The sequence below is a fragment of the Cohnella sp. genome, from assembly GCF_041640265.1.
In the GTDB taxonomy this organism is placed as follows: Bacteria; Bacillota; Bacilli; order Paenibacillales; family Paenibacillaceae; genus Cohnella.
The window spans coordinates 14,476-36,502 of sequence record NZ_JBEQAP010000034.1 but is presented as its reverse complement, the minus strand read 5'-3'; the positions used below and the strand labels follow the sequence as shown (position 1 = coordinate 36,502).

12 protein-coding genes and 1 pseudogene are annotated in these 22,027 nt (G+C 49.1%); 1 reads left to right on the top strand and 12 read right to left on the bottom strand.

Annotated elements, in window-relative coordinates:
* Positions 1 to 76: 76 nt before the first annotated feature.
* From ACESLK_RS20615 to ACESLK_RS20560, 12 genes and pseudogenes are all read right to left on the bottom strand, one after another.
* Positions 77 to 9,382 carry a carbohydrate-binding protein gene (locus tag ACESLK_RS20615; RefSeq protein WP_373231591.1) on the bottom strand — a complete coding sequence of 3,102 codons (9,306 nt, stop codon included), beginning with the start codon at positions 9,380 to 9,382 and terminating at the stop codon, positions 77 to 79.
* A 225-nt stretch (positions 9,383 to 9,607) separates the two neighbouring features.
* Positions 9,608 to 10,003 (bottom strand): hypothetical protein, encoded by a 396-nt coding sequence (locus ACESLK_RS20610; RefSeq protein ID WP_373231590.1) that lies wholly within the window; start codon positions 10,001 to 10,003, stop codon positions 9,608 to 9,610.
* Between the two features lie 16 nt (positions 10,004 to 10,019).
* Entirely contained in the window at positions 10,020 to 11,402 is a 1,383-nt protein-coding gene (locus ACESLK_RS20605) for a hypothetical protein (RefSeq protein WP_373231589.1), read from the bottom strand.
* A 30-nt stretch (positions 11,403 to 11,432) separates the two neighbouring features.
* Positions 11,433 to 11,804 (bottom strand): hypothetical protein, encoded by a 372-nt coding sequence (locus ACESLK_RS20600; RefSeq protein WP_373231588.1) that lies wholly within the window; start codon positions 11,802 to 11,804, stop codon positions 11,433 to 11,435.
* Positions 11,805 to 11,833: 29 nt separating this feature from the next.
* Positions 11,834 to 12,397: a hypothetical protein gene (locus ACESLK_RS20595; RefSeq protein WP_373231587.1), complete on the bottom strand. Its 564-nt coding sequence runs from the start codon at positions 12,395 to 12,397 to the stop codon at positions 11,834 to 11,836.
* Positions 12,398 to 12,424: 27 nt separating this feature from the next.
* Complete coding sequence (locus ACESLK_RS20590) at positions 12,425 to 14,002, bottom strand: DNRLRE domain-containing protein (RefSeq protein WP_373231586.1); 1,578 nt, start codon at positions 14,000 to 14,002, stop codon at positions 12,425 to 12,427.
* A 125-nt stretch (positions 14,003 to 14,127) separates the two neighbouring features.
* Positions 14,128 to 15,225 (bottom strand): nitric oxide synthase oxygenase, encoded by a 1,098-nt coding sequence (locus ACESLK_RS20585; RefSeq protein ID WP_373231585.1) that lies wholly within the window; start codon positions 15,223 to 15,225, stop codon positions 14,128 to 14,130.
* A gap of 287 nt (positions 15,226 to 15,512) precedes the next feature.
* Positions 15,513 to 16,916 carry an MFS transporter gene (locus ACESLK_RS20580; protein ID WP_373231584.1) on the bottom strand — a complete coding sequence of 468 codons (1,404 nt, stop codon included), beginning with the start codon at positions 16,914 to 16,916 and terminating at the stop codon, positions 15,513 to 15,515.
* An 83-nt stretch (positions 16,917 to 16,999) separates the two neighbouring features.
* A pseudogene (locus ACESLK_RS20575) lies at positions 17,000 to 17,185 on the bottom strand (AraC family transcriptional regulator); the annotation flags it as partial.
* Between the two features lie 125 nt (positions 17,186 to 17,310).
* Positions 17,311 to 18,897, bottom strand: a complete 1,587-nt coding sequence (locus tag ACESLK_RS20570) for a GMC family oxidoreductase (protein WP_373231583.1) — start codon at positions 18,895 to 18,897, stop codon at positions 17,311 to 17,313.
* Positions 18,887 to 19,489 (bottom strand): gluconate 2-dehydrogenase subunit 3 family protein, encoded by a 603-nt coding sequence (locus tag ACESLK_RS20565; protein WP_373231582.1) that lies wholly within the window; start codon positions 19,487 to 19,489, stop codon positions 18,887 to 18,889. The genes ACESLK_RS20570 and ACESLK_RS20565 overlap by 11 nt, the downstream gene beginning before the upstream one ends.
* A gap of 40 nt (positions 19,490 to 19,529) precedes the next feature.
* The gene (locus ACESLK_RS20560) at positions 19,530 to 19,925 is read right to left on the bottom strand and encodes a hypothetical protein (RefSeq protein WP_373231581.1); all 396 of its coding nucleotides are present in this window, start codon (positions 19,923 to 19,925) and stop codon (positions 19,530 to 19,532) included.
* A gap of 191 nt (positions 19,926 to 20,116) precedes the next feature.
* Here ACESLK_RS20560 and shc point away from each other — a divergent pair, with 191 nt between their 5' ends.
* Positions 20,117 to 22,009, top strand: a complete 1,893-nt coding sequence (shc, locus tag ACESLK_RS20555; protein ID WP_373231580.1) for a squalene--hopene cyclase — start codon at positions 20,117 to 20,119, stop codon at positions 22,007 to 22,009.
* Positions 22,010 to 22,027 lie beyond the last annotated feature (18 nt).

Below are 22,027 nucleotides of genomic sequence, written 5' to 3'. Positions count from 1 at the left end.
CCTGTCTACCGTATGGGGAGCATATCACGACGGGACAGCATCTTTTTTTACGATAAAGCGGTATCGAAAAAACTTATTAGATGACGATTTGAGCCCAGCGTATTAGGATTTCCGCTTGTTCAGGCGTAAAGAATTTACCTGAATGGTCTTTAACCTGATCGATAAAGCCAGCCATAATGCCTTCGGCAGCTTCGAGTTTGCCGCTGTCGGCCTTCTCTTCGGCCTGATCGAGCTTATGATTGTACGAGCCCGCCACAGATTCCCAAGCTTTGTCGCCAGTTTCCTGCAGGAAGGAGTTCGTCACGGTCTTCAAACTGTCAAACGTGACTGTTACCTCAAACGTATGGGTAACCGTCGTTTGATTGCCCGCCATGTCCTCTACTGTGACTGATACTGTATGCTGGCCGGAGGCTAATGTGTAAGCATTGACCAGAATCAGCGGTTCTTCGCAAGGTGAACCGTATACGCTCGAAACAACATCGGCAGCGCTGCATGTTATGGTCACTGTCTGGTCGATAGTGTACGATGCCTCTCCCGTGATTTGCACCGCAGGCGCCGTAAGATCGATTTTGACCTCCAGCGAACTCGTCTCTCCTGTATCAACGGAACGGCGATACAGAATGTGATGCGTTCCCTCTTGGTTCAAGTTTACAGGTGCACTGTAAGCAGACCAGGTGCTTCCGCCGTCCAAGCTGTATTCCGCGATCGCCGCAGGAGACAGAGTCAACGTGACTGGCGATGTGTACCAGCCGTTCTTGCCGCTTGGCTCAGAAGGATCCAGGGAAGCGGTAATTTCTTTCCACTGCAGTCCTTTGAGCGCCGCTTGCAGGCTCGCTGCTGCCGCATTGATCTGTTGTTGTGTTGCTTCATCATTGTTATTTACGGATTGTGCATTGGCTAATTCCGTTAATAACTTCTGAACGCTCTCCTCCGTGTAAAGCTCGGTGTCGATTGCTGCAGCTTGTTCCAGCAATTTCGGGAGGATGGCTTCTTTCTTATATTGAATAATCAATTGTGGCGCATATTGGCCAGGGCTGCTGGTACCCGTAACAAATTCTTTCGATAACGGATTCCCTTCGCCGCTTGGAACAGACAGCAGCAAGGTCGCTCTGTCCCCCTGGTTGGCCTTCAGGATCTGCGTTACATCAAGATTCCAGGTCGCATTAATGCCATGCTCCGCATAGCCGGTTTCAGGCGTTAATCCGGCAGAAACGGAAGGCGCCGAGAAGAAGCTTGCAATAGCTTGTGAGCTTCCGTCAAAATACTCGTTTTTCAACTGGGCGCCAAGAGTTCCGCTGCCGCCCGGTTCGAGCCAGCCGTCCCACTCCAGATGATGCGCTTGCATCGTTGCCGTTCTCGTATTGTTCCGGTACATCCGAAGCGTGACCGATTCAATATCCGCATCATTGAAATTAGGAATGTTGTTAAAGGTTACGATGCCGTACCTCTTCTGCGTTTCAACATTCGCTCCGCTTGACAGAATCGTCAACTCTTTGAAATCACCGGGAGCGTTCAAATTAAATCGAATCGTTGCATCCTTTTCAACTTGAACGACGATCTTTCCATCTTCGTCGGTGTAAAGCTTTGCGGTTCTCTCGCTTTCCTGCTTAAACCGAGCTGCTGCCGATACATAAAGCGTACCTGAGCCGACACCGATTTGCGGGATGCTTACCTCAGCAAACGTGCCGTCGGAAACGGCTGAGCCTAGAAGCTCATTTTCCGTTGACGTGCGATAAACTTTGACTACCGTCCCTTCCGCCAGCCCTGCAACTTCAACCGTATCCGCAAAACCTTCCGGATTGTTGGTTATTGTGATATCGGATTCGGACGGCTGCGGTGTTACAGCGATTTGCTTCTTATACTTAATAATCAATTCAGGTGCGTATTGACCAAAGCTGCTGTCACCGGAAACATATTCTTTCGTTAACGGATTCCCTTCGGCGCTAGGGGCGGATAGCAACAAGGTCGCTCGATCGCCCGTATTGGCCCTCAGAATCTCCGTCACATCCAGATTCCAGGTCGCATTCACACCATGCTCCGCATAAGCGGTTTCCGGCGTTACTCCGGCCGAGGCGAACGGTCCTGAGAAAAACTCCGTTATTGCTTGCGTACTTCCGCCAAAGTACTCGCTCTTCAATTGAACGCCGAGCGTGCCGCTTCCCCCCGGTTCGATCCAGTCGTCCCATTCCAGATGATGGGCTTGCATCGTCGCCGATCTGGCGTTGTTCCGGTACATCCGGAGCGTGACCGATTCAATATTCGCATCATTGACGTTCGGAACGCCCGCGAAGGTGACGATGCCGTAGCGCTTCTGCGTCTCGTAATCCGTCCCGCCGGAAAGAATCGTCATCCAGTGAAAATCGCCGGGAGCGTTCGCATTAAAGCGCACCGTAGCATCCTTCTCCACCTTAAAAACGATCTGTCCGTCTTCGCCCGCATACAATTTTGCCGTCTTTTCACTTTCCAGCTTGAACGGCGCGGCTGCCGAAACATAAAGCGTACCCGATCCGGCGCCGATCTGCGGGATGCTTACCGATGCAACCGTCCCGTCCGAAACGGCGGAGCCCATCGGTTCGGTGTCGGTTTCCGTACGGTACACCTTGGCAACCGTTCCTTCCGTTAGCCCCGAAACTTCAACCGTATCCGCCAGTCCTTCCGGATTGTTCCTGACCGTAATATCGGATTCGGATGGCGTCGTTGTGACGTTATCCGTCTTATATTTTACAATCAGTTCAGGACCGAATTGTCCCGGAATGCTGGTGCCGGACGTATATTCTTTCGTATGCGGATTCACTTCTCCGCTCGGAACCGACAACAGGAACGTCGCTCTGTTTCCTTGATTCACTTTCAGAAGCTGCGTCACATCCAGATACCAGCTTCCGTTAATGCCATATACCGAATTCTTATCTTCATTCGTTATCATAGCCGAGGCATGCGGTCCTTCGAAGAACGCGAGAGCCGCTTCCGTGCTTCCGCCAAAATACTCGCCCTTCAATTCGGCTCCCAGCGCACCTCCCGTCTCCTTCCAATCGTCCCACTCAATAGGGTGCGCGCGAAGGAGAGCTGATCTTCCGTTGGAGCGGTACATTTTTAACGTAACCGACTCAATATTTTCATCGTCAAATTCCGGTACGTTATCAAAAGTAACGATGCCGAATCGTTTATTCCCTTCGTCCTGCCCGAAGGAAAGAATGGTCATCGAAGGGTCGCCGCCGCCCGTATTCATGTTGAACCGCAGCGTGGCATCCTTCTCCGCCTTCAGCTCAATCAGTCCGCTCTCGCCCGGGTACGACTTGGACGTTCTCGCACTTTCCATCCGGCCCGGAGCGGTTACGGTTACATACAGAATGCCCGTTTCCGTGCCGATCTGAGGAATGCTCACCGTCACGAGTTCGCCGTCGGAAACGGCGGAGCCAAGCACGGTCATATCTATAGGAGAACGGTACACCTTCACCTTCGCGCCAACCGGCAGACCCGTTACTTCTATCGTATCGTCAAGACCTTCAAGGAAGTTTTCCACCTTGATGCTTGATACGTGAGGCGCAGGTGTTTCATTCGGCGGATAGACCGTATCGGAAAATCCGATGATCGTTCCGTCCATAGCAATGGCTGCAACTTTATAGGCCGGGAAATTGTCGAAGCCCGGTCCGATATCTGTATACGTCAATAACGGAGTCCCGGAAGCCAGAACCGTCCATGGGGAGTTTTCCTCCAGCTCCAAAGTACCCGCTTTGAATACCGGGTCGGTTGAGCTTGCTTCCTTATTGTCCGTGCGGAACAGACTGAATTTGACTGCTTGGTCCGGCTTATTCCAGGCAAGCGAGATACTGTTGACGTCTCTTTGCACATATGGGTATACCTGACCGCGCGGCAATTCTTCTGCCGATACGTTGCTGAAGCTCGCGTCTCCGGAAGTTGCAACACCCGCATAGACCGCATAAGGGAACGGAGTGAACATCCGCTTCACCATCTGCCATTCCGCGCCGTCCTTAGACACATAAGCATGGATATAATGCGAATCGTAATCGCGAACGAGCTTCAGGTACGGATAATCTTCCGCACGAAGTCCGATCAGATTTGCATTCATCGGGCTCTTCTTCTCTTCCGAGAACGCGTGGCGTGAATCCCGGGTACGGTTTTGCAGGACTAGATTACCGTCTGGATCTACGCCGAAGTACATGTAACGGGTGTTCTCTTGCAGCTTGTCGCGGAACATGATGCCGTTTACGTTTCCGCTCCGGTTGTCCAGCTTCGCGCTGACCGAAAAACTGCCGGCTGCAACCTGATGTACTAAATGCAACGAATCCCGGATGTCCCGGTCGTAGATCATCAGGTCGTCGCCTTCGCCCAAGCCATGGCCGTTAGCGCCGGTGATCGCGATATTCGATCCGGATACCGCCGCGTTGCCCGATGAAGTGCCGATCCGGTCGTCGCGCCATGCCGAATTCCCAAGTCCCGACACAGGGGCGGACAAATCGACTTTGGCATGGTGGGAGGACCATCCGGCCCCGTTGGCGTTCACACCGGTTACTTTGTAATAATAGACATTGCCGTTCTTTACCTTAGTATCCTTGTAATAATTGCCCTTGACTCCGGAAGCGACCGGTTGGTAAGGACCTTCCGCTTTGCGGGCGCGTTCAATCGTGTACGTTTCTGCTCCCGCTGTCGTTTTCCATGTGATGCCGGCATATCCGTTGCCCGCCAGTGCGCTGACGAAGTCGACATGATGCGGCTTCAGAGCAGCATCCGCAGCCGATGTCAGCTTCAAGACCATCGCCTTCTTGGACGGAATCGTCACCTTGCCATTCTTCACACGAATCAGGCTGCCCGATACAAGATCCAGCACGGTGTTGCCACTGTAATCCGAAGGCAATTCCACTTCAAAGGTTTGCGTGTTTCCGTATTCATCCCGGGTCGTATTGAAAATCATGAAATACTTGCCGTATCTTGCCGTCAGCAAATCCGGATAACCAGCATAAGGCGTGTCCGCCTCGAAATTATCGCGGTCCGTCCTGCCTACGCCCGGCTGATACGTCATCGGGATCATTTCGCCTGCCATCGACTGCGGCGCTGTGGCGCCATTCGTCACTTGATCTTCGAAGAAAATCATATCGACTTCGTTCATTCGTATATAATAATCTTCATACTGAAATTTGCTGTTGGTCGCGATTTGGACAATATGGTCGTAATTTTCACCCAGCACATGAAGCCTGCCGTTGGCTCTGTAGCCTTTGTTCAGCTCGTTCAGGTTCGCAAAGATCCGAAGATCGCCGTCCCGCATCGAGATAAACATATTGTCAATGTCCGCCCAGGCAAACTGTTCGTAATCGGCCGGGTTCACATTGAGGGCCGCAATTTCATCTGCCGTATAATAATCGAAATCCGTCTGCGCAAGGACGGCGCCTGCTGTCACCTGACCGCCGAAGCGGCTGAAGCCGGCCCGCTCGCCGGAGACGTATTTATAAGTGTCTGCCAGATGGTAATCCTCTCCGCTGTTCGTGCCTCTGGTTCCGAAGGTGAAATTGAACAGTTGGTGATCCGCAAGCTGCTGCTGCGCGAAACCGACCGCTTCCTTCGCATACTGCCAGTACTCGTCCCATTCCGGACCGCTGTACCTTTGCTCGTTGTGAACCATCTCCATTTCCAGAGAAGCGTACTGCAGCGACATGCCAGTTACAGTTCTCGCGCCATACGCGTAGAAACCTGACAGAGCCGTGTTCCGCTCATCCGTAACTTGTTCCGCTCTCATAATTCGTTTCCCGTCATCATCCAAAGACGAGTACCGGACAAACCCGCGGGCATGCATGTTTTTCAATGCCAGCTTCAGGATTTCATCGTTCAATTCCTCGTCGCCGGCGTGGTTTAACGTTTTGTAGAAATACTTCAGAAGGTAGTTGGCCGCCTCGCCGTAATTGGCGACATATCCATTTTCCCTTGTCAGCCCCGCTTCCGTCAGGTTGTAGTAATGCTCGCCGTACGGCAGCCGTCTGACGACGTTCCCATTCGCATCCAGCTTGCTCTTCGCGAGTCCCTTGGCAACAATTTGCACATAATCTTCCGTAAATCTGGCCGTCTGATCATGATAGAACAAGGAATGGTACAAATCCAATTGTTCGCCGTTCGGGCCGACCAGCACTTCTTCTCCTAGGAACGGTTGCCCCCCTAACGATTCAAGAAGAATCTGATGGCTGCGCTCTTTGCCTTCATAGAACGGAGAGCCGATCAGGCGCAGTCCTTCGTGCGCTTCCCATGCGCCTTCGTACGTATACACCACTTGATTATAGATGTAGGACAGTCTGGAACGGGCAAAGTCGAAATTCGCTTTCAGCACGCGCTCCCACGCTTCCCGGCGAGATAATTCGCCGCCATTCCAGTCTACTCCCGCAAGCGAGTACTGACCGTCGACCGTTCCCGTCACGAACGGCTGATCGAGAAGTGCGTTGAATGCCGCCTCGCCATAGATGGCGTCATCCTTGGTGAACTGTTCGACAATATACAGCGCCTCGCCTAATGCGCCATAATAGCCGCCCCAGTCGCCTTGATGACCGCCCCTGGTTACCAGCCTAATGTTGCCATAATAATCCTTGACATGATTGTCGATTACTTTGAAAATACGCTCCAGCGCCGCCCTTTTTTCTTCCGCCGTCTTGGCAGGAGACCAGTCATAATGGAGGGCATTTGCATAAAACTTCAGTTCATCCGTATACCTTACGATCGATAATTTGGCATTCGCGCCGTCGTCTATTCTGGCGGAATACGAATTGAAGTTATTGATCATGGCTGCTATATATTCGTCGATTTTGGCCTGCTTCTCTTCGTCCGTTATATCGTCTCTTACATAGGAGACGTTGTCACCGATTTTAGTACCCTGGTTTTCATCAGATACGTCCAGATAGGCATCGGTATGCGTGTACGCGTCGTAATACCCTCTCGACCCTTGATCTACGATCGCGCCGAAGTTCCCACTGAACGTCTTTACCGTGATTTCGACAGTGTCGCGTCCTTGGGTAAGCTCGAGCGGAAGCAAGGTCGTATTGTAATAGAAACGGTTCGGCAATGCGCCGCTTGTCCCCATTTCGAGTGCCTGATAGTCCCCGACGCGTCGGTAGCCGATCTGCTCGCCGTTAATGTACACCATTGTTTTGTAGCTTGACTCGTCACTTCCCCAAAACTTTGCTGTGAAATAGTTTTGGGCAATCGGATCGACTTTCATCGTAAACGTCATTTCCCCGCCCTGAATATCGGCGGGCGTACGCGGAAGCGCGATCCGTGCGGATTGACCCAACGCGCTGGTAATGGCGCTTGTGAAGTCGCCTTTGAATTGATGGGCTTGCTCCGACGACGTATTGCCGAAATCCAGCTTGTCCAAATAAGTGGAAGCTGCTGCTTCGGAGTCACGGCTTACCGTGATCCGATTCAGGCTGAGCGCCTTCGAATCGCCACCGATAAATACCCGCATGGCCTGAACGCCTGCCGTCAACTGAACCGTATCGTCCACGGTTAACGTGTTCCACTCGGTTGCTCCCCCGGTGCTTGGCAGTGCGACATCCTCCGTCGCATCCGAACCGTTAAATGCAAACTTGATGGAACCGCCTGCGGCCGCTGCGGCATACTCTACATCGATCTTGTAGGTTCCGGTTGCTGGCACATAGACGGAATAGGTCAACCATTCGCCGTTCGCAAGCTCCGTCAACGCATACCCGCCTGCGCCGTCGGTCCCAATGTCCACACCGTCATTGCGGTACTCTCCGCCGGAGTTGCCGGAGGTCAGATCATGGTAGGTTCGGCCCTCTCCATCGATCGGCATATGATCATAATGCTCCGCTTCAATGGTTCCAGGAAGCTTGTTCATGCTGAAAACAGGGACGCCGTTTGCAAATCCGCTAATCGGATCTCCGGCCATGAGCTCCGGTCTGCGGAACGTCAGTGCACCCCACCCCGGATGATCCAGGCTATGGCCGGTTTTCTCGTAGCCTGCCTTAGCTATGGCAGTATCCCGTCCTCTTTCCGTCCAGAGCGCTTCGTCTCCCATTCCCATTCTAACCTTGAAATGAGCAAGCGCCTGCTCGTAGACAGGTCTGCCCTCCACAAAATTCCCGCGGCTCAAGGTAGAGAAGTCGTTCTCATAGTACGGATTGATTTGTTTGGAAAACCATCGGCCCGTCCGATCCAGACGCTGGATGAAATTGTCCGGCTCCCAAGGCGTCTGCAGATCAGGGTATGAGGCCACGAAGGATGTATTGTATTTGGACATGAATTCAAACCCTTTGAGCAGCCGGTTATCGAGCGAATTCCACACGTCGACGCCCTGATTCCACGCCACTTCAGCTATGCCGGCTGCGGTCCCTAGACCGAAGAAAGCATGCTGCTGGTCGCGCGAGCTCTCCTGATTCTGTCCGTTCTCCCAAATATAGTTCTCTAACGTACCGTTATAGCCGTAATCCGGCGTCGTTCCTTGAGGACCCGTGTACTTGAACGTGGTGAAATAATCATTATCTGCTAGCTGCTCCCCCGATTGCGACGGTCCAGAAGCATACGGCAGATCGTCCGGCCTGTGCGGCTGACCTGTAAAGTAACGGAGCGCACGGTCATACATGGTTCTGTTGTCCATGAAAACGGCCATCGTGATCATCGCTCTCCAGGCGATCATGTCCTGGTTGCCGTGCCGCCCGAAATCCCCGTTGTAAATCCGCCAGTAGAATGTTCCGTTGTTCTTAGTTACGGAATCGGGTACTCCCGTAGCGGAATAGCCGGGATAAACAAGCATATCTTTAAACTTCTGCAAATCTGCAGGAGCCCAGCCGTTGTAAGTACTCTGTATAATCTCGGCCGCTTCTACCAGCTTCCAGATGTATAGGCCGGCATTCAGCGCCTCGGTGCCTCCTCCGGTGAATTCCGTCAGATTGCTCCACACCTTAAAGATTTCAACCGCTTTGTCGGCGTGCCGCGTGTCGCCTGTAATCGACCACATTAACGCATTCAAATAAGCGGCTGTTACATCCGATTCAAATTCACCTGAATGGATGCCGTCTTCCCTATTCACGACAGTCCAGCTCGAATTTCCTCGAACTGTATAGTTATAGCTTGCTTTAGATTCAGCTTTTAGATTGTTGTACGACGTAAGCCATGGATCGATACCGGCTTCCACCATGTACCTCATTCGCTCCAGATCGGACTTCTTGAACAGTCCACCTGGGTGAACGAAAGCAGGCTCATCTGCCGATCCTGGTGAAGCGGTCAGCATCTGATCCGATTCAGCCATAACACGCGATTCTACCCCCCCTGTCATAGGCATTGCTAGAGTAACGATAAGAAGAAGAAGCAAGACTCGTTTAGCAAGATTTATAGTCTTCTTTAAATCGGGTAACACATAATTGTGCATAGTATACCTCCTCTTATAATCTGATTAGTAGCTGTTGCTATCCCCCTTATATGTTTAGAATTAATGAGTGCGCTTACACAATTCCCTCTCATCATATCATCGATATATCTTATAAAAGATGTGCCTTTTTAAAGCTCGAACTGCAGGTTTTTTAAGCGATTTATAAAGAAAAACGGGAAAGCATCCTCTATGGAGCCTTCTCGTTTTTTGTATGTATTATTATAATCACCAGCGATAATGGCCTTCTATTCCATCCCGCGCATCGGGCACATGAATCTTTACCTTACGTATTTTTAAAAAGTGAGGTTTGAACCGATTGGCTTTTTCATCTACGAATTCCGTTAGCGGCAAGCTTGACTTTCCCCTCGGCAGCACGTATGCTTCATACGAATACTTATCGTCAATCGTGATTTTCACCTGATTCCATACAAACGAATCTCCGTTTACGACAATCAAATGATTGCTGGTCACCGCAATATCTGCGATTAGCGGAATAGACCCGGTTTGTCCAGTTCGGCTGCAGCCGACCATCCAACCCGTCAGAAGGACGATGAAAGCAATCCGCAGTCCTATCGACAACATCGTGCGTTGATATTGATCTTCTTTTGATTTTACCAGCATCTTGAAACGATCCTTCCTATTCGAATTCGCCTGACAGGCTGAGGTCAAATATTAATTGGGGTGCTGCAGGATGGCTGCGGTGCATTTCCACAGCGATCGAATTCATGCCCTTGACCAATTTGTCCGTATGTCCCTTCAGATCAAATGATTGATAGAAAGAAAATTCGTTCGGTTCAGCCAGTGCGGAATGGGTCAACAGTCCGGTTCGAATGCCGTCGCGGGCAACCTCTTGTCCGTTCAGGTAAACAACAAATCCGTCCTCGTAGGCGGCATACAGAATTAACCCGGTTAATTTGTCGGGATCGCCGTCGAATTCGAATGACTTGCGGAAATAGTAGGTCGGCGAATTTTTATTAACGGACAATTGGGTTCGGATCAGCTGATGCAAGAAACTCTCATTCGAGTGACCCAACGGAGCCCTGCCGGTTTCCCAGGAGAAATCGTCGTATTCCGGGCTTCGCCAATCGTCCGGAGGCAATTGGAATCGACTCGTAATTGGATGTTCGCCTGTCACATCGAATCCTTCCGGAATGGACACCTTGATATTCGAATCCCCGGGGTGGTAACGCCACATGGATTGAATGCCGATTAACGTTCTCTCTATCGTCGTCGGTTGTTGCCCCAAATTTCGGGTATCCTGCTCAAGTTGATCCAGCACTTTTCCTTCATTGTCTTCAGCTTTGATGACTAATGTGTTGTCAACCGCTTCAATCACCGTGATAAAAGGTGTTTCCATCAACGCGGATAAATTCCAAATTCCCCAACCCTCATATTCTGCGGGGATATACTCGGATGGCTGCTGCTTGATGACAGAATCGGGGGTATATATGGCATCCCCAACGAACACAGCATGAATTCCGATGGACTTCAACTCATTCCACCATTCGGGCTGATTCGGATTTTCTCCCATCCATACAAAGGTATACGTTTGTTTGTTTTGCTCTACCGTCTGCCGCAGCCATTCCAATTGGCGATCCTCAGCGTCCGATAATCGTCCAGCGTTCAAAAAAATAAATCGGGCATTTCCGTAATCGATCGAATAGACGGATTTTCCGTACCCGGGCAGCATATCGCCGGGCAGTTGGGAATAAGCCTGATTGAAATCGGCCTCGGTAGTGGAACCGTCAAATACGGGATACACTTGAGAAGGCAACATCCCTGCGGAGCTTTGCAGAAGCCGATGGGGTGCAGTAAAAAAAGAAATTTCTTCAGTTTGCTCGATCCATTCCCGAACATTCCCGTCGTTCCGGCTGAAATAACCGAATCGATAAGAAACGGAATAGGGGTCGGATGATTTCACTCCTTGTGTCGGTATATTCGTCCATAGAAATGTGCTGAGCAGCAGACAGACGGATAGACAGAACAGAACTGAAAGTTTATATCTGTAAATCGTGGACATGATTTGCTCTATCCTCCCTTACCATTAACGTTATGGGAAAGCGGGCAGCCAGCCCAATACGGCGTGATAAACCGGAGGCCAATTGACAATCAATATGACAAAAAAACCGACTGCAAAGACTTGCGTCCATGCCTTTAGGTTAAACTCTCTATTTCTAATGATAACATGAAGAATAGCCCATGCGGCCAACCAGGCTAGCAGCCCTACGGTTTCTTTTCCGGCATAAGGCCCGATGCCCCACCATCCGGGAATCCAGGATCCCAGCTTCAACAGAATGGAGTTTGCTCTTGAGAGATCGTAAACCGTCCATAAATGGCTGGCGGTCATCGCCGCAATGCCCAGCCATACTGATACCAATACGGCAATAATTTCTCCCGTTTTTCGTTGTTTGTTGGCGTGCACAATCTTTTTCCCCTTCCGGCCATTCAACCTCAAACCATTTTTAATTTGGCCAAACCGATTCCAAAAATAAACGCGATCAGCAGGCAAATCCAGGACAACGTGATGAGCAGGGCTATAACACTGTTAATCGCGCTGCCCGCTTCCAATTCATGGCGAAACCGCCGCAGCAGAACGGCTGCCGCAATACCTAACGGCAAAGGATATAAAGATACAAACTCTTTAAACTCCATAACGACGAAATGAATCGAAGGATTGTGGTACATCAGCCACTGCTGGGCGCCGTCGGGTGCCCGGTAGGCGATATACAGCCAATTTCCAAAAATGATCGTAAGCAGGACAAGTACATTCGTCAACCAGAGCATCAATTCTAGTTTCCCTGCAATTTCTTTCTTCCCCCGAAGCAAGGGATACACCAAGTGAATCGTCTGACAGCTGAGCAGGACCGTTAAGGTTGCTCCCAACCCGTGAAGAACCGCCATCAGTTTATTCGAACTGAAGCCCATGATATTAAACAAAGGGATTAATAAAAAAAGGAGAGCGGTTACGCTCGCTTGCGTAACCGCCAAGTCTTTCGATGTGAAAGGCAATTTCATACGCTGCTCCATCTTCTCTCTATTTCTTTATTCGTAAGTGATCGTCAATTTCGGGCGGTTGCTCGTAGTAGAGGTCTCGCCTGATTTGAAATCCAATCCGTCGCCTACGGAACTGTCGCTCAGGATAAAGCCGTTGTTGGAATGAGTGCCGTCGACCCAGTATTGAATCTGTGAAATTCCGTACGAATTCAGGTTAAACGTATAGTTACCTGTGCTGCTTGCAGTAACCGTGCCCAAGACAGTTGATCCTCTGTCGTTCGTGCCGTTGGCTCCGGCCACTTCCCAATTGTACCCGGATGAATATTGATTCCAGGTTGACGAGCTTTGGGACCAGTTGCGTTTCATCCGGTAGAGCTCATATGAACCGCTGCTCGCATCCGTGACATGTAGGGTAATGCTTGCCGATTTGATCGTACTGCCGGCCGGAATACTGGAAATATCCCACTCGAGGATGGCTGATTTATCCTTGCCGCTTCCGCCTGGGTCATCTCCGTCAACCAAAAGCGTAGTGATCGAGCCATAATTCGTCGTCGCGTCGTACTGCGAGAGGTATGTATCCTTATTCCCTGCATAGCTGGAAGTCGGATATACGCCGTTCTGGAACGATTTCGTTGTCGATGTTGAACTGCTGCCGCTTTTGTCAACCTTAAATGAATCGAGTTGGCTGTTGTTATTGTCGTAAACTTTAAAGGTTGCTACAGCATCGGCAATATCGACCGTCATGTAGTGATATTTCGCAACAGGTCCGACGATCACATTTTTCGAATCTTTAACCGTCGAGCTCAGCGGAGCACCTGCGGCGCCAAGCGTAAGTTGGTAAATCTGTTTGTCGAACGCGTAGCCGTTTCCGTTAAAGGAACTATCAATCAAACGGCGGTTATAGTTGTGTTCATGCCCGACCAATGCGGCCGTCACATTGTGCTTGTCGATAATATCCCAGAATGCGTCGCGGTCGGCAGGACTTGCATCGAGCGAGTTGCCGTAGTGCGAACCGATCGGATAAGCGGGAACGTGCCATTGAACAAATGTATGTATTAACCCATTGTTTGCCGCACCCTGCAGGGTACTGTCCAGCCAGTTGCGCTGCGTAGAAGTAATGACGTAATTTCCGCTGGAATTTTTACGGTCGGAGTTCAGCGTAATAAACCGCGAGTTGCCGTAATCGAAGTAATATGCCGTACGTTTGTAACCAGACAATTGTTCGCTAGGAAGGTAATTGAAAACATTGGTGAAAACCGTTTCATCATGTTCGTGGTTCCCCAGGGACGGATAAAACTTGTTGATCGGATAATAGTCGTCCACAATGGCTTTCCACTCGTACAATTCGGTTTCCACATCTGAACCGCCCTGTACCTGGTCACCTGTAAACATAACAAAAGCAGGTTGCGTCGATAACCCTTTGACTTGGGTCATCAATTCACGAAGCATGGTCTCGTTGATACCGTCTGTCGAAGCGCGGCTGTCACCCATTACCACAAAACGGAATGAAGTGGTGGCGGCATCGGCACTGTGCTTGTCGCTTACCGCGAAGATGGCGAACAGGGAGAAAACCATCGCGATCACAAGCATAATGGCCAGTCTTTTTTTACGCAAAACATAACTCATTACAAAACCTCCTATTCATTTTTGTTATGCCGAATACTAGAGTCGAGCATAACAATTAAAGTATATAAGAGGTTTGTAATCTGTATATTTTTTGTATAATAATTATTTGTGATGAATATTAAAGTTTAATAAGCAGGCGGTTGAGCGATAAAATCAGGTTTTACTTCACGTTCCTCGAAGCTTTGATTCCATATTGGTGTTGCTGCCGGTGACATCGGAGGAATTAACCACGACCAACGCCCATTTACACTGCGACCATTATCATGTTCTCGTTTCATAAATCGCATGAACTGATCGGCAGCCGTATGATGATCGACAATGCTGACTCCATTTAGTTTGAAGGAATGAATGACAGCGGCATTGAGTTCAACAAGCGCCCGGTCTTTCCAAAGCGAAGTATTCGTCGTTCGATCCAAACCCAATAGATCCGCGATAACGGGAAGTTGATTGTAACGATCGACATCCGCTAAATTACGTGCACCTATTTCAGTACCCATATACCAGCCGTTAAAGGGTGCAGCCGTATATCTGATACCGCCTAAATCTAAAACCATATCCGATATAATCGGCACTGCGTACCATTTCAAGTTCAATTCGGCGAAATTATCGATATCAGCGTGAACCAGTTCAACCTCTTTAATATGCGACTCAGGTATGTGGAACCACTTAGGCTCACGACCATTCAACTGGACGACTAACGGTAAAATATCAAATCTTGTTCCTTTTCCTCTCCAGCCTAGACGCCAGCAATGCTCGGTAAAGGCGACTGATGCAGGGTCTCCTACAATTCCTTCAGCAGTCTTATAACCTGCATAACGAATAAGCTGATGGTTCCATATCCGAATATTCTGATCCCCGCTCTCGGGAGCAAAGATCGTAATAACAGGGCGAATACGCCCTTCATTCGTTGCATAATCTATATGCCGCAGTAGAGCCTCAGCAACAGCTTCTTCCGAATCCGCTGATCTAGCGTCGATAACTTCAAGGGATTCCCAGAAAAGTCTGCCGATGCATCGGCTGTTGTTACGCCAGGCCACTCTTGCTCCGTAGGCCAATTCCTCGACCGTATGTGAGTAACGGCCTGTCTCCTGCAGACATCTTAAAATCTCTAATAATCGTGCATCCCGTTTTTCCTCGGATTGTCCCATCTCTTCATAGAACATACGTATAAAGGAAATGGCCTCTTGTTCAGTTGACTTCATATCCTTAATGGCATTAATCATTATGATACTCCTATATGTTTACATAATTATTGTTATGTCAATTATAATGCACGAAATAAGGCCACCACCTACAATGACGGAATCGCAAGAAAGTACAAAAGAAAACCACTCCGTCAATGGAATGGTTCATTTATTGTAGAGCTAGAAACCGAACAAACACTATTCTTCTTTAATTTTACCCCATCCTATACAATCTTACCAGAATCAACATCCACCCTCCCACATTGCTAGTTCAACTTTACTGCAAAATCCTCACTATAGTTAACCTCATTAAGCTTTTCTTCAGATTAAATCGGTTCATTAACCGGCTGCGGGGCTTTTTTACCGAAAGATATGAAATACAAGAGCACGCAAGCTGAGATAACTAAGCCTATTATCAGAATGAGATTGCCGTACAAATAGGCACGTGAGTCCTCAATAAAAGGATGAAACGGGAAAGCGAACAGCTCATTCTCTATCGCTTTGGCGACTAGTGCCGTCACTACCGCCCCGGCAAGAGTCGCTGCCATATTAAAAAAGCCCATGCCGACGCCGATTTGGTGAGCAGGCAATATTTGCGTTATACTTTCCGTTAGTGCCGTTTGAACGAAGGAAAATCCAATATACATCAGAACGAGGGCAGCCCCGATATACCACACCCAAAGCCCGATGGAAGAAGATTGCAGCAGAAAACTAAGCGCTAACAAGGTCAGCCCCATATACACGACAAAATGGCTTCCGCGTTTGACCGTCATATTGCCGGCAACTCTTCCGAATATAACCGCGCTGAATGCTCCCGGAAACATAAGGAGACCGATACTCTCCGTGTTCAGACCGTATATATTACTTAACATGAGCGGAATCACAAACAACATAGAGATTACGGAACCGAATATAAGAAAGCTGATGATGACCCCGGTCCGATACAGCGAATTCGAGAAAAGGGCGGGATCGACAAACGGCTCCTTCACCCGGCGGATTTGAACGATAAATAGGACAAGGGCTAATATGGCTGCGAGCAAATAAAGCCAGCGTGCTTCTGTCGTAAACAGAACCAGCATCGTCACTACAATACCAAGCAGCGCCGCTCCGACAATATCCAATTTGCCCGCTCTGCGTTGCTCCTTCGGCAGAAGCTTTTGGAAAAAAGGAATGGCGACGAGTACGGGGAGCGGAACGAGAAACAAATAAGCCCAGTGGAACGAGCCTGCGATATAACCGCCGAGTACCGGACCGATACCAATCGCGAAAGACACTGTCGACGTTATGATACCAAACATTTTCCCTCGTTCTTCCGCCGTAAAAAATCGGGCTACCATGACAAAGACCAGCGCCGGGATGGCGGCACAGCCAATCCCTTGAAGAGCCCTTGCTAAGATGACGGCGGGGTACCAAGATTGTAAAACAAAGCCCAGAATAGACCCCAAGCTGTACAGGATTATTCCTATCGTTATCAATTTTTTGATACTGTACATATCGGAAAGTTTGCCGAAAATGACCATTCCCATGCCGATGAAAATAAAAAAGATCGTAACTACCCAGCTGACGCCAGAAGCATCCAGCTCGAACTGCTTGGCAATGCTTGGGGTGGATACGTTAAATACCGATTCGTTCAGCACGGCAAAAAAGAGAACAAAATAAATCCAAGGTACACTTTTCTTTATGTCGGAAGTGTCCGATACAGGTTTGGTATTACTCTCCACAGTTTTCATTACTTTACGCTTCCTTCCTCTCGTATAACAATTTGCAGCACTCCTGTTATCTTAGCATGTAACATTTGATTATATTTCTTATCGATTGCTAGAGTGACTTGCTGGTGGGGAACGGTGAAATAAGGTCCGACTATGATCGGCTCCTTCGATCGGGTACGCAGAGTGGCGTACGGAAGCAGAAAATCCAAGGCCTGCACCCCCCAAGTGACCGAAGTAGCCATAAGTAATAAGATAACCCCCTCAAATGGAATCTCCGTTTGGATGGTCCCTTCTTCCTTGCGTGTTGATTTGAAGCAGACTGGCGGCGTTCGCCTGGATTAAGGATGCGATTAATCCTATTTTATCCATTGCATTGGAAGTTTTCAAACTAGAACGTAAAAGATTGAAATACCGATTAACCTCGGCTTGTTTGCATTTCCCGTTTCTTCATTTTTTCTTTTATATATTCCGCCGTACGCAAGGCTAGCGACATGACGGTATTCGTCGGATTCCCCGCCCCGGAAGTGACGAAAATACTCGCATCGCACACATACAAGTTGGGAATGTCGTGGCTTTGTCCATACGAATTAACGACGGAATCGGCAGGGTTGTTCCCCATTCGGCATCCTCCCGCCATATGTGCCGTATCCGGAACGACGAACTCCACTTTTCCCCCCTCCGCTTCCAAGATGGAGCTCATCGTACGCTCTGCGTGCTTTATTAACTTCCGATCATTCTCACCATAACTGAAAGTCACTTTAGCCCGCGGCAAACCGTATTCGTCTTTCTCGTCCGCCAAAGTTACGTGGTTATTCATATTCGGCATTACTTCACCGACCAACGTGATTCTGCCGTAATGATTGTAATCCAAAAGCGCCTGTCTAAATCGCTCGCCCCATATCGGGCCGCCCTGCGCTTTGGAAACACCGTTCGCGAATTCAACCGGCCTTGCGCCGTGGGAATGAAGCGTATAGCCGCGAACAAAATCGCGGTTGGGGTCTGTTCGGTAAAAATCCAAAGTTGTCGCGAGTACCGGCGTTCCTTTGTACAAACGGATTTCATCATCAAACTTGGCATACACGTCATTACTGCTGTGCACCATGATGGATTTCCCGACCATTCCGCTGCTGTTCGCAAGCCCATACGGAAACTGCTCGTTTGCTGAGTTGAGCAGCAGCCTGGGAGTCTCTACTACAAATGCGCTAACAATCACTATTTTTGCTTTTTGCTCGTACGTTTTACCGTTATGGACGAAAGTCACTCCCTTGGCCATTCCGTCTTTGCCCATCAACACTTGCGTTACCATACAGTCCGGCAATACCTCGGCTCCTGCCTTTATCGCTTTTGGAATGTGAACGATCAACGTGCTGAATTTAGCATCCGGCATGCAGCCTTGATTACAAAATCCACGGTTAATGCAAGGTGGACGACCTTCGAATGGTGCGGATAATATGGCAAGCGGCGCAACGGACGAACGTATTCCCAGCTTGTCACAACCGTTCATGAACATATAAGCGTTCGGACTCAGCGGTTCCCTTTCTGGGTAAGGATAAGGTCCATTAAAATGCCCCCAGGGAAAATGCTTGGGCCCGGAGACGGCAATTTCTTTTTCCGTTCTAGTGTAATAAGGCTCGAGATCTTCATAGCTTATAGGCCAATCTTCACCAATCCCGTCGATCGTCTTCCCCTGAAAATCCACATCCTGAAAACGCAGAAACACCGCTGTAAAATGAACGGTGCCGCCACCGACACCTCGCCCGGAATTATTATGGCCCATCGTGAGTGGATCGGTGCCGTCCACAATTCGTGTATCCTGCCAACCGAGATTCCTCATAGAAAGCTCATCGCTGGCAAAATCCTTCTGCGCGTCCCGGAGTGGACCGGCATCCAGAACGACCACAGAGAGTCCGGCTTCACTCAATTCTTTGGCTAACACCCCTCCTGCAGCTCCCGCGCCAACAATGACAGCATCCACTTCTTCATTCGCATATTTACGCTTCATTTTCCTTTTTCGCCTCCCATGGATCCAGTTGTCCCAACTGCGTACGAACATATCCTCGCGGATAAGCCGGACCTGCATAACCGATGTCCGACCAGACCTGCGGATGGGAGCAATACGATTCGACGGTCAACCGCATTAGTTTTTCAAACAGCGCCTTCTGCGGTACTCCATTCCATATTGAAGAAGGTTCCGCCTTACTATAGCTGATGTCATTGATTATATTCTTTTGTTTTACTGCCTCTAATTCTGTAAAAGATAGGGAGTATATTTGTTGTGAAGACTGCTCCATCGCCTTCAGCCCATGCCGAATCAATTCCGATGCGGCCGGCACACCGACTTTTCTTTGCCCTTCCCCTGGTGAAGAATACAATGTTTTATCGATATGGGAGATAACGAACGCAAGCGTATCTGGCGAAGAGTCGTCAACTAACAAACTGCATATGGAGCGCAATATCTCAGCCTCACGTTCACTTAGAAACTGATACTTGTCTATCGAATGATTTCTTGAAGTTACAATTTGCTGCGTATGATCATCCCAGGCATCTTTTTCATCCAAGACGTTAAAGGATGGATACCGCGTGTTTCCGCTCATGCGTATTTCCGCCTTTCTCTCACTATATTATTCATCGATATCAAGCTTCCCAGTACACTGCAATAAGCCCCAATACGCTTATCGCTGTAAACATCATAGGAAGTGTAACCGGCGGTCCAATCAGGAAGTTACGGAGCGCCCATCCCCCTACCCGAACACCGACCCCCCGGACATGAAAATAAAATCCGATTAATCCCGAGATCACCCCGAACCACATCATGACTTGAAACAAACCGTTTAGCCACACCACGTTGTAGAATGTAAGAGCCAGTCCGACCATAAAGAAAAGCGGTGCAGAAATAACGGGGAGCCACATGGATTTATGGTGAAAGTTTTGCCTGTAATGAAACATTGTTACTTGAATCCCGATCATCATGAAAGCCAGGCTGACAAACAGAATCAATATTCGTTCAATGGGCCAAGCATCCCAATACATGTATCTTCCTCTTTTCACGTTTTCCGTTATGTTGTACCACAGCCAGAAAATCTATCCATATTTGGATGAGTAAATAACCATTGGTTGGACTCTAAAAATGGTAGTAATTTGTCGACTCTACACATTGGATCTCCAAGAGTCATACACTACAGTAGCCTAAGACGTAAACCATTGGAGGAGTACTCAGTATCATGCTCATTCATGTTAATCAAGCTATTCAACTTATGGCGCAGCACCTCGACATGAAGCAGTCGCAAGACGGTTCATGGAGGTTTTGTTTCGATAGCGGTGTAATGTCAGACGCCTATATGATCATTATTCTGCGCACCTTGCAAATCACTGACGAGGAGTGGATACGCGCCCTTCATCACCGGATTATATCCAAGCAGGAAAAGAATGGTGCCTGGAAGGTGTATCCGGACGAGACGCAAGGGAATTTATCCGCGACGGTGGAAGCATATTACGCTCTTCTCTATTCCGGTTACAGTAAACCAACGGACTTCAATATCCAACAAGCCAAACAGTATATTCTTTCCAATGGCGGAATCCGGAATGTCAAAGATCTCATGACCAAAATCATTCTCGCATGCACCGGGCAATATTCTTGGACTTCTATCGTTCCGCTTCCCATCGAACTCATCTTGCTTCCTTCCGCAGCTCCGATCGATTTCTACGATTTTTCCGGTTATGCCCGGGTTCATCTAGCTCCCATTATGCTTCTCGCAGATAAAAAGTTTGTGATGCGGAATGAAAGAACACCTGATTTATCCGACTTGTTCGTCCGCGGCGTTTTTCCCGAAGCACATTACACAAGTTCCACACTTCGTCCCGACGCAATATGGAGCGAAATGGATCGATTTATACAAAAACTCGCTACTCTTCCCAAACACATTCATCAACAATCCATAAAAAAAGCGGAACAATACATGTTAGATCGAATTGAACCCGACGAAACCTTGTACAGTTATGCCAGCGCTACATTTCTTATGATACTTGCACTTCTCTCTATCGATTACGACAAACGTCATCCTATCATCGTACATGCTATCCATGGCTTAAAATCGCTCCTTTGTCAGACGGATGGCTCCATCCATGTACAAAACTCGACATCAACTGTTTGGGATACGGCATTGATCAGTCACGCTCTTCAACAAGCAGGCCTGCCCCCTGAACATACCTCGATCCAATCCGCAGGCCGTTATCTGCTCTCCAAACAGCAAACCCGGTTAGGCGACTGGAGCCGCCGCATCAAGAATCCTATTCCCGGAGGCTGGGGCTTCTCTGATATCAATACCATTAATCCGGATGTCGACGATACGACCGCCGCACTGCGAGCGGTCCGCAATTTGGGTACTCGCAGTATGGAATACCAAGAAGCGTTTAGCAAAGGACTTCAATGGATATTATCTATGCAAAACGACGACGGCGGGTGGCCCGCATTCGAGAAGAATACCGATAATCCTTTATTAACCATGCTCCCTTTGAACGGAGCAGACGCGGCGGCCATCGATCCGTCAACAGCCGATTTGACTGGTAGAACACTGGAGTTTCTTGGCAAAGACGCTGGATTGACCGCCCGTCACCTTTTTATTCGCCGCGCGGTTCATTGGTTGCAGAAGCACCAGGAAACGGACGGTTCCTGGTATGGCCGCTGGGGGATTTGTTACATTTACGGGACATGGGCTGCGTTGACCGGTATGCTTGCTGTTGGAGAAAACCCGGAACAATCATGTATACAGCGTGGCGTACAGTGGCTGAGGAGCATTCAAAATCCGGATGGAGGTTGGGGAGAATCTTGCGAAAGTGACCAGGAGAAACGATATATCCCACTGCGCCATTCCACACTTTCTCAAACGGCGTGGGCTCTCGACGCACTGGTAGCCTATTATCCGAAACCGAATTCAGCCATGGAAAAGAGTGTTCAATACCTGCTAAACACCATGAACAAGGCGGATCAAGAAATCTATCCGACGGGAGCCGGTCTACCTGGCTACTTTTATATTCGATACCATAGCTATCCCTACATTTGGCCTGTGCTTGCATTGAGCCATTATAAGAGCAAATACGAAACAAAACATAAATAACCTCTAAAATCGAACTGA